This window comes from Algoriphagus sp. Y33, assembly GCF_014838715.1.
Lineage (GTDB): Bacteria > Bacteroidota > Bacteroidia > Cytophagales > Cyclobacteriaceae > Algoriphagus.
The window spans coordinates 3067358-3081219 of record NZ_CP061947.1 but is presented as its reverse complement, the minus strand read 5'-3'; the positions used below and the strand labels follow the sequence as shown (position 1 = coordinate 3081219).

The following is a 13862-nucleotide window of genomic DNA, read 5'->3' as shown; positions in this document are numbered from 1 at the left end:
GCCTCTTTTTAAAGTTAAATGGTTAAAATTAATTATTTCCTCTACTTCTAGATGAAGAACTACGGGATGGTGTGGTAGAGCTTCTGGCAGGAGTCGAAGATCTGGAAGAAGAACTCTTAACCTCCGAAGTAGAACGGGGAGAAGCCGGTTGCGCTTGTCTGGTTTGTGTAGAGCGGCTAGGAGCATTTTTTACCGCTGGACTAGGAGACTGCGATCTTGAAGTTGCCGGCTGAGTTCTAGGCTGGCTTGACCGCTGCGCTGGCGCACTTTGAGTTTTGGATTGTCTTGGACTTGAGCTCTGTGTTCTTGGCTGAGCGGGGCTAGTCCGGGACTGTCGTCCATTTTCCTGTCTAGTACTTGGCACAGAAGTTCTAGTTTCGCTGTTCCTCGTAGCATTGGGAGTTGTAGTCCGGGTTTGAGAACCGTGATAAGGCTTAGTATCGAAGTCACTCTTTCTGGTAGCAGGAGTGCTTGATCTTCCGGAATTGTCAGATCTGCTTGGTACAGTAGCTCTTTCAGATGATCTGGAGGATCCTGCAGGGGTACTTACATATCTTCCGGATACAGTTTCTGATCTGCTATTTACTCTTGAAGGAGTATTTGCAGGCTGTGTTCTGGCTTCTCCGGAAGACAAAACTCTAGAAGGTCTCGCTGCGGTAGTACTTCCTCTTGCGCTTTGCAAATCAGGTCTGTAAGCTCTTACAGTGTTTTTAGAGGCAACTGTTCTTCCTGGAGTTTTGCTGCTTTCTATTCTACGCTCTGGGTAGGATCTTCTGGTTACCCGTTCTATGTCTCTTCGAGCCGGTCCTGCATAGTAGCGGTTATTGTTGTAGACCACCGTGTTGTTTATGATAGTTGTATTATTATAGATTCTGACACGATTTGCTCTAGGGACACAATAGTTATACACATTGTGGTAAACAAATCTGTTTTGTGGTACGAATACCCAATAAGCAGAAGGTATATTGACTCTTACGCTCAAATTGAAGCCTGGCCCCATAGGTGCCCATCCATAATATCCGCCCCCTGTTCTCCAGTCTACCCATGCCGGTCCCCAATCGTAGTCAGGTATCCATGCCCAGCTTCGGTAATTATCGTCAAAATACCATCTTCCATAGTGGAAAGTTGCCCATCCCCAATCGTAATCAGAAACCCAGGTGTTGCCATAAGAGGTCATGACCCAATGTCCGTTTGTTCCATAAGGGTGGAAGTCATCATAGACTGCCGGCAGCCACACATAGCCATATCGGGCATCTTTAACCCAGTCACCATAGGGCATTAATTCATCATAGAAAACCTGAAAGGATACGCCCGCCGGAGTATCGGCTTTCGCATCTTTGGGATTAATCCAGACAATTGCCAAGATTCCCATCATCAGATTTTTTATCCATCGTGGTACTTGCGGAGTTTTCATTGCATGTGGGTTTAGTGATTAAATTAAAGACTGGTAATTACTAGTTGGTTTCTTTTTTGCCTCCTGTTAGGTAGATGCAGTTTTCTGTAAAAAGGATGTATGCATACTAAAACCAAAATCAAGCCAATTTTTCAGTCTTCTTTAAAATGAGCCTTTTGTTGGGTTAGTTTACGTTAAAAATTAGATCAATGGTTGGGATTTATCTTAAGATCTACTTAATAATGTTGTAAAATTTTCATACTTATATAAAAATATATTTTAAGTTATTTTGAGCAAGGCGATTATTTTCAGGATGGATCTTAGCTTTTGCCAGAAAAATGAGTGTGAGGTGCTGTAAGAAATTTTCAAAAAAATAAACGTCTCGCCGGCAAATTATGACCGGAGATCGAAAAAGTAGGGGAATTCCGGTTGGATGAGTTTGTAATTACAGTCTAATATTTCCCGGAATTTGTAATTCCATTTTCAAAATGTTCAACCGCCTTCGGGGTTGTCCACCACCATCTTGTCCGCCATTTCCCTAGGTTGCACCTAGGGTTATTGAGAGGTTCGATCCTTTCAGGATCGTTGATTCTCCTTCAGGATTGAGCCTTGCCAAGACGAGTCATCAGCCTTAAATCACCCGGTTTTACCTAGGATTATCGAGAAGTTTGATCCCCGAAATCGCGGCGCTCATCGGGACAGGCATTTCAGGATCATGATTTTTGACCGATGATGTATCCAATCCCGACCACGAAGTGGTCAAACCTTTTAGTAACCGCGGGTGAAACCCGTGGGTGGACTAAGGTGCTATCCCAACGACCCAACGACCCCAAAGGGTGTCGAACTCTTCCTAAGGCCATTTGTCAAAATCATCCAAAATTCCGAAATTCATTCACCTCATTTTTCCACCGAAACCTGATTTTTATGGGAACCCACACTCAATTGATTTACCACATTGTCTACTCCACCAAACACCGCGAACCAACAATCGTCCGCGATGAGAAAAAGAGGATGTTCGGATTTATCCACCACCTGCTGACCAATAAAAATTGCCATCTCTACAGAATCAATGGCGTGGAAGATCATGTTCATATATTGACGCATGTGCATCCTACGATTGCTATTTCATCCTTGGTGAAAGACATCAAATTGGCAAGTGATGATTTCATAAGGCGAGAAGGGATTTTTCCAAAATTCAAAGGTTGGCAAGATGGTTATGGTGCTTTTTCAGAGTCGATAAAATCAAAGGAACGATTGATGAATTATGTCAAAAACCAAGAGGGACATCATAAAAAAAAATCGTTTATAGACGAATACAAGGTATTGTTGAGGGAATATGAAATTGATTTTGAAGAGAAATATTTGTTATAGGTTCAACCGCCTTCGGGGTTGTCCACCACCATCTTGTCCACCATTTCCCTAGGGTGCACCTAGGGTTATTGAGAGGTTCGATCCTTTCAGGATCCTTTCTCTAAGCACAAATTATCATCAATTCTTACTGGTGCTTCAATTTTTAAATTCACCAAAATCCCGACCCCGAACGGCGTCAAACTTCTCAATACTGCGTCCGCCGTGGCGGAACCGCGGGTGCAACCCATGGAAAAAGACGTCATAAAAATCATCTGGCCCGACCCTGACTGGGTCGAACATTTTACCATAAATGGGGGGCTTCATAGGTAGAGTGGGTACAACTAACGGAGAAAAGAAGAATGGGAAGCATTGTGCTTCCTTTCAACTGTCTCAATAGCAGGGTGACAATGTTCCTTTGTTCTTCAGTTTTTAGGAGTAGAGAGGGGAGATCGCTACTTGTCTTTCGAGGATAAGAAGTGTCTGGGTTTAGTAGAGAGTTTGTCGTTTTTTGCAACTTCACCCGAATGTTCTTTTCAATTGGTGATTTATTTTGATCCAGATTACCAATTGGAAGTTGGACGAAATAGAAAGGTGTAAGTACATCCGACTGCTATAGGGAATTATGCCTTGTCTAGACTCATTAGGGATTTTTAATTTTCTCCCCTTTTATTGGTGAATAATCCGTTTTCAGTTCTCCATTCACCAGAATCTTGTCAAAATAGGCTTTCGTTCCGGTAGCTTTAGTTATGCCCTCTATATTCTGTATATGAAAATGCAAATGAGCTTCTGAAGAATTGCCTGAGTTACCACAAAGACCTAATAACTCGCCTTGTTTTCTTCTTGTAGCTTTCTTTCTCACTTTGGCCAAAGCCCAATAATGGGATGAGAAATAATACTGGTAGGAATAGGGGCTTGATGGTTTTCATAAGTCAATGATTGTGAGATTTAGTTTTTGAATCTAATAGTTTTATTCAAGAGCCAATTACCGTATATGAGCAATTAGAACTGTCCAAACGAAATACACACTTCGCCTTCTTATATCAAATTCTTTTCTTTGCTGAATTTGACATAAGAATAAATCACAGGGATCAGTGTAATTATTCCTGTAATTATCAAAAACACAGTTACGTTGGTGCGTTTCTCCAAAATCAAACTCGCTAGTACGACTATTATTCCGCCGGCAAGCCACATTTTCCCCGCGATCTTATGCGTTTCTTTCCAAACGTTCTCACTTTCCAAGGTCCAAGGGGTTCTGATGCCAAAGAAGTAATTAGGCTTTATGGTTTTAAAATAATTCCCGATTATACTAAATAAGATGCCTATGCCTAATATGGGGTAGTTTGGGTTAGTCAAGGATTGGTTTTTTGATGAGTAAATGATAAACAAAGCCAACGCTGACATGAAAATTGTCAACAGTACTTTTATGTTTTGAAGTTTACCTCCCATTTGATTTAGCCTGTTCTTCGGGTCAATTTTTGGGATAACTAAGAATATCACATACACTAGCAATGGTAGCAATATCGGGATGGTAATGAGCATGGCTTTATTTGCATATCCATCAATCTCCCCATCTATATTCCAATGAATAGGGACTTCTGCCGGTAAATTATTCCAGATACAAGCCAAGTAAATAAAGGGGAGTAGCACTATCGCAATAATTGGCAATTCACTTTTAAGGGTAGGGCTCATGACTTATTTTTTTAAGGTTAAAATCCATGCTATTAAATCTTCTAGAATTGTTGTGTTCAGAGAATAGACAATGAACTGCCCTTTTTTTTCGCTGGTCACCAGGTCGGCTCTTTTGAGAATATCAAGATGATGTGAAATACTTGGTTTGGATATATTAAATTCCTCTGCGATTTCACCGGCATTCATATCCCTTTCCTTTAATAGATCGACAATTTGCCTCCGGGTTTCATCATTTAAAGCTTTGAAAAGAGAATTCATTTCATGTGTTTATAATTTGATTCTTAGCGGCCACATGGAATCTCGCATGCATTATTGTCATGCCTCTGTGTTTCGATCTCGACATGCTCGATTTCATGTGTTTATAATAGTCTTTTAATTGCCATCCCGAAAAGTCGGGACAGGCTATGGAATCTCGCAAGGTTATAATCATCCCTGTGGGGGATTCTGGAGTTATGCCTGCCTGTGGCAGGTAGGCTCGATTTCATTTAGGTATTTAGACAAACATCTAAATATTAATTTAGATTTCCAAATAATTAATTCAACTCTCAGAAATTGGAGACTTTATATATTTTTTATGCCCAGCGCTGTCGAGCTGAGCTTTGTTATAACAGGCTTTCAGCCCTAATTATGAAAAAGGGAGCTAAATCCGGCTTCTCCAGAAGCAGGATAACCAGGCTTTCCATGAAAAACTCCGGGATCCTTTTCGGTTTAAAAAAGCCCTGTTCTCCAATGAAAAACAGGGCTTTTGATTGATAATCAAGATTTACCTGAGTGTATTCGAGAACTGCACCTCGTTCACACTCATCAGAATCTCTTCGTCTTTTGCTTCAGGGTTTTTGAAAATAATGTATACATCATGTCTGCCGCTGACGGGCGAAAGTGTTACTTTTCCCAGACTGGAGTTTTGCCTTCTCCAATCTATAAAGTTCATATTAGGCGGCGGTCTGAAACCTACTACTTGTTTTGCTATCAGCCGTTCTGTCTGCCCGATTACTTCTCCGGTAGGTGAGTCAATTCTGATTTCTATAGACCCGCCTTTGGCATCTACTCTTTCGCTAATGCCGGCATATACTATGATTTCCCTGATACCGCTTAGATCCAAGTTTTTGAAACCTATGTATGACTGATCACCCACCATAAAGAAATTCACACTGGGGGTGGTCATCAGATTTACGCCTTTTCTTAGTTCAGCACTTTGCGGATCCAAATAGGGATTTCTCAAAGCTATAAAATCACTTCCTGATAAGGCAGGCACGTCTCCGTTGCCTTTATCTGTATAGGATGCCTGTAAAAGGAAACTTCCTTGACCGTCCTCTCCTTCCGGGATTGTAGTTTTTACCGATCCGGACAAAGGCAGTGATCTAACTGTTGCCTTCACCGTATTCATATTCATGATATAGTCCACCATACGTTTTGCATCAGCTTTGGATAGCTGGGGATGTGCGCTCATCGCATGCTCTCCCCAGATTCCGGCTCCACCGTTGATGATCTTGTCTACCAACATATCGACAGTTTCGGCAGTATTTTCGTACTTGGTCGCTACGGCTTGATAGCTTGGTCCGATGGATGTTTCAGCATATTGGTGACAAGATTTACAGTCGCTGGCTTCGATCAGATTTTTGCCGATGTTTTCCAAAGCTTCGGATTCCACGCCACTTTGTTTGGAAGCGATCTCGATCGGGTCAAATCCGGAAGGGACATAGTCAAAGGTTACTGCCACTTCATTTGCATGTATTCTACTGTCATCAGTACTTCCATCCTCATCGTCATTTACAGTAATGCTGTATGGAAGAGGATTCTCCCCGAAATAGAATGATTTATTGGCTCCTTTGAAGTCTATAGTGACTTGAGGCCTGTCATTTCCCGCTATTACATCGAAGGAGGAAGTGTTGGACTCACCCTTGGTATCGGTCACAGTCAAGGTTACCTGATGTTTTCCCGCTGTTTCAAAAGTATAAGTTGCGTCAGCTCCTTTCAATTCGGTAGTCGCTCCATCCGCACCATTTATTTTCCACGTGTAATCAAGTTTACCTTGGTCATACTCATCGAAGTCGTTTGAGCCTTCTGAAGAGAAATTGGCAGTAAATGGAATTGCTCCGGACAATTTATCAGAAGTGGCGACCACGTTAGGTTTACGGTTGCCTGCATTGTATTCGATTTTTACGATTCGGGAATTGGCATTTCCACGGAACCAAGCACTACCATATTCTAAAATGTATAATGCGCCATCCGGGCCAAAATCCATGTCAATTGCCGAACTGAATGTGTCATGTGGTAGGAATCGCTCCATGGATTCATAGTCACCATTGTCATTCATGGTCACCGACATGATCCAACCTCTCATAAAGTCTACTATTAGCCATTTGCCTTCATAGTAAGCTGGGAAAACATAAGGGGCATTTGATTTGAAATCTGCTTTTCTAAATACCGGTCCTCCTGTAGCACTTCTCCCGGAGCTTCCCAGAAGTGGGAATTCTTCAGAAACCCCATAAGGGTACCAGATCATGGCCGGAACTACAGGGGTTGGCAAGTCACGTAGTCCCGTATTGTTTACGGATTCATTTACAGGCTTATTCACATCGTATGGCTCCCCATAGGTATCAGTTTCTAAATCATGACGTGTATAAGGGATATTATCACCGATGAAATAGGGCCAGCCGAAGAAGCCGGGTCCCTTGGCTTGGTTGAATTCATCATACCCGCGAGGACCCCAAATGGAGTCTTTTGCAGCATCAGGACCTACTTCCCCCCAGTATAAATAGCCGGTTTTACTGTCCAGCGTGGGTCTCCAGGGATTTCTGTGTCCCATGGTGTAGATCTCAGGCTTTGTTTTTTCTGTTCCTTCAGGAAAAAGATTGCCTTTAGGAATAGTATAGCTGCCGTCATCTTCCGGGTGGATTCGAAGGATTTTTCCTCTCAAATCATTGGTGTTTCCGGGAGCGCGCTGATCATCGGAATTTTCATGTCCCGGACGCTCGTCCAGATTTGAAGTTCCGGAACTCGGATTCACCGTGTTGTTTCCTACAGTTAAGTACAAGTTGCCTTCTTGGTCAAAGACCATCCCGCCGCCTGTATGGCAGCATTCTTCCCTCTGTGTAGGAACGCTTAAAATGACTTTTTTGGATGATTCGACCAACGTGTGCCCGTCCAATTCCCATCTAGCGAGTACGTGTTGCTTGTCTTCAGGATCAGCATAGTAGAGATAGATCCAATGATTTTTCGAAAAGTCGGGATGAGCAATGACTCCCATCAGTCCTTCCTCTGCCTCACGGACTACCCCTTCTTTATTGGTATATTTGGTATTGACAGGGATAGTGGCTACGAGGGTGACTTCGCCGGTGTTTTCATCCAGAATTTTCACTCCGCCTTTTCGCTCTACAAATAGGATTTTTTTGTCAGGCAGAAAAGTCATTTCCATAGGCTCATCCATTCCTTCGGTAAGGACTACTTTTGTGAAGCGGTTATCTTCAGGTTTCTCGATTGATTCTTTTTTTTCGGGTTCCGAACAGGAAAGGAATCCCAGCAACAGGGCTAGGCTCAGCACTGTAATTGATCGGTAAGTTTGTTTCATATGGTTATAATTTGTCTTTTAAAGGCCATATGGAATCTCGCATAGTTAAATCATCTGAATGTGTGTTTTACAAGACATGCTCGATTTCATCGGTTATTGGGTTGGGTATAGTTAAAGCAATATGATTATCCGCAATGGAGTCATCATCCATTTTCCTTGTTGGAAGATGGATGACGCCTGCCAGTCAGGAAGACGGAAGTGGCCTCAACACTTACGTTTTCTGAATCCTAAGATGCTTTTACTGGCAGAAAAGCGGATAGCTATACATGGAATAAGGTTACCTGCTTTTTTTGACTTTCATCTAATATCTGCTAAAAGACACAGATAAAACAAGTTATAAGTTGCTTTGCGGTATTTACTTGGGATAAGGTGCCTTAATGTTAAATATATTGTGTCAAATTGAAAAATTATAAAGTTGAGCCAATTTTTTTTTGGCATTTGCTATTAACGAGGGACCTTACCGACAGGCAGTTTTAGGCAAGTCAGTATGGGATTTTTCACTATACCTGCCAATCACCACAGGGCAAACTAGCTTTTGGAGCTGAACCTTTGTGAGTGTTTTTGATGGGAAAAAGGTTGTTGAAGGCCGTTCGTGAGGACACGAACGGCGGCAGAGCTGATGAAAGGAACGGCGGCGGAGCTGATGAAAGGAATAGTGGCAGAGCGCTGTTGACACAAGCTTCGAAGAAGTGGTGACATGAACGGCGGCATCGGAGTTTCACGCCAAATTCTGATTACAGTATGGATCTTACCAGTCCTCCTTCTACCCTGATAGAAGCTCCGTTGGTGGCGGAAGCCAGAGGGCTGGAATAATAGACCACCGTGTCCGCCACTTCTTCCACCGATGCAAATCGCTGAATCAATGAAGTAGGACGCATATCCTGAAAGAATTCTTCCTCGACTTTCTGTATTGATTTACCGGTGGATTCAGATAAGTCTTCTAAGAATTTGCCCACACCTTTTGACTTGGTCGGGCCGGGAAGGATTGAGTTTACCGTGACATTGCTTCCTTTGGTGAGCTCAGCCAATCCCCTTGCCACTGCCAATTGGGCTGTTTTGGTCATGCCGTAATGGATCATTTCGTCCGGTATGAAAACGCCTGACTCACTGGAAATGAAGATTATTCTTCCCCAGTTTTTAGCAAGCATTTTCGGAAAATATTGTCTAGAAAGGCGGATTCCACTCATGACGTTCATCTCAAAGAATCTAAACCAATCTTCATCAGGAATTTCTGCAAAGGCTTTTGGCTCAAAAATCCCTGCATTATTGATCAAAATATCCACTTCTGGAAGAGTGCTCAGCAAATGATCTATCTCTTCCACTTTAGAGAAATCAGCGGGGATTCCACTAACTTTATCACTGCCGGTTTCTGATTTGAGCGCGGCTATAGCCTTGTCCACACTTTCTTGTGATCTGCCGTTAATAACTACTGAGGCTCCTTCTACTAAGAATCTCTTTGCGATAGCAAACCCAATCCCTGCGGTAGATCCGCTGATAAATGCTTTTTTGTCTTCTAATTTTAAATCCATTACTTTACTTATAGTTGTTAAAAATGGTTAGCTGAAAAGTAGCAAAATGCTACCTGCTAGAGTAAACTCAAGTGAGGGTAAGAAAATTCGGATGATGGCAAGGAATATTCAAAGATGGCCTTTATGCATTCAGGAGGGTAGGTGTCCACCAACAGCATTTCTGTTTGTGGAGCCATAAACCGGGGCGGAAGATTAGCTTGTGTGCCCTCTGCGTAAAACTCTGCGCTCACCGTGGTTAATTAAACTCTTTCCTTTACCAGTTGATCCATCACCCAGTTTGCTCTTGCTCCACTGATTCCTGTACTTTTGCAAGTTTCGGTCCCCAGTAGATCGCCTACAATGGTTTTGATCAACGGCTCCTGAATATGTTTAGGAAGTTCAAAGTTGAAACTTTCAATTCCTCTTTCATCTGTAATGAGGGTGAATTCTCCCTTTCCGAAGGTCTCAAACTGGATGGTTCCTTTACTTCCATAGATTGTAGTTTCGTCGATCTCAGCATTTGCAGCGGTAGTGAAGCACCAATTTCCACTACCCAGAACTCCGCTTTCGAAAACAAAACTTCCAACAACGATATCTTCAGCTTTATAAGTGTTTGCTTGATTCGAGGAAAATCCATTTGCATGGATGATTTTCCCAAAGAAGAAATCCAACAAGTCTAGCTGATGAGAGGCTAGGTCAAAGAAGTATCCACCGCCGGCTAGCTCGGGGTCTACACGCCAATTGGTTTCCACTTTTGTGATCAGAGAAGCATTCAGCTTTTGCTTGAGATTGATGTGAACTGTACGGATATCTCCAAGTATTCCTTCCGAAATCAGCTCTTTGATTTTGCGAAAGTGCGGTAGTTCTCTTCGGTAATAGGCGACGTACAGTGGAACATTCGCTTTCTTGCAGACATCTATCATCTGCAGACATTCGGCATAAGTCCTCGCCATGGGTTTCTCCACATATACAGGTTTGCCTGCCGATGCCGCAAGTGTAGCAAGATCCAAATGGGCATTTGGAGGGGTGGCAATGTAGATTGCGTTTACTTCAGGATCATTGACAAGGTCACTTGCTGAAGTATACCATTTGGCAATTCCGTGTCGCTTGGCGTAGTCTTTTACTTTTTCTTCTGAGCGGCGCATGACTGCCACTATCTTACTGTTGGGAATGAGATTTATTGCCGGTGCGGATTTGACTTCGCAGACATTGCCCACGCCTAGAATTCCCCACCTTACTTCGTTACCTTGGATTTTGCTCATAACCTAAAAATAGGGCATGCGGTTTAAACCAAAACTATTTAATGTCTTAAATTTTAAGATTGTTTATTCTGCCGGAGGAGGATTCCTTCTTTTCATAACCAGGCTGTCCGGCGGATAAGTCGCCACCAAGTAAGCCATTTGGTCTTTTGCCCAATCAACAATCACTTGACGGTCCGCATCAGAAAGATTTGCTTCAGGATGAAGTCCAAAGTAAGTGTAAGACTTCAAGGGCATCTCTTTATTTTCCACCAGTTCAGCAATTTCTTCCAATTTATGGTTTTGCCAAGCCAACGGTCTCCCAGTGAATTCATCAAAGTTCAAATCACCTTTTCCCTCTTGTATGTGGCTGTTTAGCCAATAACCTATGGGTTCCACACTTGCATACCATGGATATTGGGAGGTATTGGAGTGACAGTTATTACAGGCGTTTACAAGAAGCTTATTCACATTACCCGGAATATCGTAGCTACCGGAGATAGGGTGCCCAGCAGGCTTACCCTCATTTTTCTCATAAGGAATAAACTGGATTGCAAGTAGGACAACCAAAATAACTAACCCGATTTTTTTCAGCATGGTTTGGATATTTGCTAGTTAGAATCCCGGAGCTTGATTGGCTTAAAGAAGCAAATAATTCATTGAAAGACAATATGTTTTGAGACTTGGGGCTGAGTAGTATTTACAATCAGCTTTCCTGTGTTCAATTTTTGAATTGTAATTCAATTAAATTATTTGCTTTAGAATCTCCGGTTACACTTAATTTTTAAGCACAATTAACTCTTCAAACTATGGGATGTAGTACTGCTTGACAACTTCTTACATGCATGATAATCTGGAAACCCAGAATAAACACTATCGCTTATGCCAGGATTTGCCTTTATTCTTGGAGTAAAAACTCCCTTTTGGACTTTCTCCCAATAACTCTTTGCCTCCGTCAGCAAGGTCTGTAAACTCCCCCGGACTGGCAGGATTACCCATATATCGTTGATTCCAAGTCTCGCCCTCATCTACAGAATATTCAATTTTAAGCGAATTGGTAGGGCAGATACGAATTAGTTCTTTCCCTTTTTTAATCATTTGTGCCATTTATCAATTATTTAATTCTCGCCAATCTAAGAATGCTTGCCGTTTAAAAAAAAACTAAGCAAAGTATTTATGGATAAAATCCTATTTATTATTACTTCCCTCTACAATTTTTTTTTGTTTTTTTACTCAAAAAATTGTATTTCCCGCCCAAAGTCATCTTAATTTCGCTTCAAATTAAAGAAGACGTTACGCCTTTGGTTCCGGAGGTTCTTGAATTGGCTAATTTGTTCTTCTATATTAAAATATCGAAACCCGCTCAAAATCAGTTTGAACGGGTCTCGAATGATTTGTTTTTAGGGATAGATTACATTTCCCATCCTTGTCTATACGTCCTTCCTACGAATTGGTTGGCTTCTTCGAAGTTCGTAATGAGAAGTTTGTCGCCATCCCAAAGCAATTTCTTACGGCCATAGAATTCCGGCTGACCTTTGCTGTTTTCCCTACGGAGCATATAGCTACGAATAGCAAGATTACCCATCAATACAGTTTCGGTCATTGGCCCTGCATAGTCAAACGAAGAAGTCAATCCTTTATGTTCTTCGCTTCCAAAACCTGCTTTGCACGCATCCACCCATTTTCTCTGGTGACCGTATTCAGGTTCGATGTTTTCTTCGGTTTCCGGACCGAACTCCTGAGTGCCATCATTCAGATACAATTTTGGCATCAGCGGAGAACTGTCGTTGATATTGGTAGATATTATTCCTTTCTCTCCGATGATCAGCACACCGTTTGCTCCGCCGCCGATTTCCTGATCCGCAGGAATGATGTCTGGATGAGCAGGCTTGATTCCTCCGTCCATCCATGTCATAGTGATGGGAGACTTGCTTTTGGAGGTAGCCGCAAAATTCAATGTGATGAACGAGGAAGCAGGGCAACCATCAGGATGGTAATCCGGAGTCCACATTCCACTGTATACAGATCCTACGCTGCATTCGGCATCGGTAGGGTAGTGTAAGCCTAATGTTCTAAAAGGTATATCGATCAAGTGGCACCCTACATCGCCTAGTGCCCCTGTACCGTAATTCCACCAGCCTCTCCAGCTGAACGGGTGAAGTTCAGGAGTATAGGGGATCTCGGGAGATGGGCCTAGCCATAGATCCCAATTCAAGGCATCAGGCTTGGCACCCGGCTGAGGCTTGGGAAAAGCACCGCCCTGAGGCCATACCGGTCTGTTGGTCCAAACTTCTACTTTGGATATTTTGCCGATTTTATCATCGTCTACCCATTTTTGAACCATTTTTAACAGTTCATTTGAGCCGCCTTGGTTACCCATTTGAGTGACCACTTTTTGACTTCTGGCCATCTCAGTCAGCATTCTTGCCTCCTTGATGTTATGGGTCATGGGTTTTTGCACATATACATGCTTTCCACGTTCCATGGCATACTTGGCTGCCGGACCATGGACATGATCAGGAGTAGAAATAGTCACTGCATCGATGTCCTTTTCTTTGTCCAGCATTTCGCGAAAGTCAGCATAGCGCTTGGCGTCAGGGAATCTCTCTACGGACGCTTTGGCAGATCCCGAAAAATCAACATCACAGAGTGCAGCGACACGTTCACGTCCATTTACTGATGCGTTTCTAATATCGCTGGCACCTTTTCCGCCGGCTCCTATCGCTGCTAAATTCAATTGATCACTTGGAGCTATAAATCCTACTCCACCCAGAACATGCCGGGGAACAATCATAAAAGAGGAGGCTATTGCTGCATTTTTGATAAAATCCCGCCGGGTTTGTCCCGTAGAATTTTTCTTGGGGTTTTGCATGAGGTTATTAAGTTAAGGTCAAATAAGTATTCTAAAATAGTGAATTATTTTTATGGATGATTTCTGTTTGTTTTTAACTGTTCAAATGCAATGATCAGCGGTAGAGCCTTGAATCAGTCAAAAAATCAAATTCTAAGCAAGATAGGGTGTTTGTCGGGCGTGTATATTATAAAAAAGTTAACATATCCTGTAGGTAGGTTATGGATTTCGTGCAATCAACAACATTTTTATAGAATATCTT

Annotated in this window: 11 protein-coding genes; 1 reads left to right on the top strand and 10 read right to left on the bottom strand. The window is 42.4% G+C overall.

The window, feature by feature from the left end:
• Positions 1-28: 28 nt before the first annotated feature.
• Positions 29-1414 carry a DUF6600 domain-containing protein gene (locus ID165_RS12375; RefSeq protein WP_192351028.1) on the bottom strand — a complete coding sequence of 462 codons (1386 nt, stop codon included), beginning with the start codon at positions 1412-1414 and terminating at the stop codon, positions 29-31.
• Between the two features lie 903 nt (positions 1415-2317).
• Here ID165_RS12375 and tnpA point away from each other — a divergent pair.
• Complete coding sequence (gene tnpA, locus ID165_RS12370; protein ID WP_192351026.1) at positions 2318-2764, top strand: IS200/IS605 family transposase; 447 nt, start codon at positions 2318-2320, stop codon at positions 2762-2764.
• Positions 2765-3383: 619 nt separating this feature from the next.
• Here tnpA and ID165_RS12365 read toward each other — a convergent pair.
• The 9 genes from ID165_RS12365 to ID165_RS12325 all read right to left on the bottom strand — a co-directional run bounded on the left by ID165_RS12365 (position 3384) and on the right by ID165_RS12325 (position 13621).
• Positions 3384-3602 carry a M23 family metallopeptidase gene (locus ID165_RS12365; RefSeq protein ID WP_225587111.1) on the bottom strand — a complete coding sequence of 73 codons (219 nt, stop codon included), beginning with the start codon at positions 3600-3602 and terminating at the stop codon, positions 3384-3386.
• 176 nt (positions 3603-3778) lie between these two features.
• On the bottom strand, positions 3779-4432 hold the full coding sequence (locus ID165_RS12360; protein ID WP_192351025.1) for an SdpI family protein: 654 nt from the start codon (positions 4430-4432) through the stop codon (positions 3779-3781).
• Positions 4433-4435: 3 nt separating this feature from the next.
• Positions 4436-4690: an autorepressor SdpR family transcription factor gene (locus ID165_RS12355; RefSeq protein WP_192351023.1), complete on the bottom strand. Its 255-nt coding sequence runs from the start codon at positions 4688-4690 to the stop codon at positions 4436-4438.
• 505 nt (positions 4691-5195) lie between these two features.
• On the bottom strand, positions 5196-8003 hold the full coding sequence (locus ID165_RS12350) for a PQQ-dependent sugar dehydrogenase (protein ID WP_192351021.1): 2808 nt from the start codon (positions 8001-8003) through the stop codon (positions 5196-5198).
• 734 nt (positions 8004-8737) lie between these two features.
• On the bottom strand, positions 8738-9532 hold the full coding sequence (locus ID165_RS12345) for an SDR family NAD(P)-dependent oxidoreductase (RefSeq protein ID WP_192351019.1): 795 nt from the start codon (positions 9530-9532) through the stop codon (positions 8738-8740).
• Between the two features lie 239 nt (positions 9533-9771).
• The gene (locus ID165_RS12340) at positions 9772-10773 is read right to left on the bottom strand and encodes a Gfo/Idh/MocA family protein (RefSeq protein ID WP_192351017.1); all 1002 of its coding nucleotides are present in this window, start codon (positions 10771-10773) and stop codon (positions 9772-9774) included.
• A 63-nt stretch (positions 10774-10836) separates the two neighbouring features.
• Entirely contained in the window at positions 10837-11346 is a 510-nt protein-coding gene (locus ID165_RS12335; RefSeq protein ID WP_192351015.1) for a heme-binding domain-containing protein, read from the bottom strand.
• Positions 11347-11622: 276 nt separating this feature from the next.
• Positions 11623-11856 carry a sialidase family protein gene (locus ID165_RS12330; protein WP_192351013.1) on the bottom strand — a complete coding sequence of 78 codons (234 nt, stop codon included), beginning with the start codon at positions 11854-11856 and terminating at the stop codon, positions 11623-11625.
• 304 nt (positions 11857-12160) lie between these two features.
• Entirely contained in the window at positions 12161-13621 is a 1461-nt protein-coding gene (locus tag ID165_RS12325) for a Gfo/Idh/MocA family protein (protein ID WP_192351011.1), read from the bottom strand.
• Positions 13622-13862: the final 241 nt, after the last annotated feature.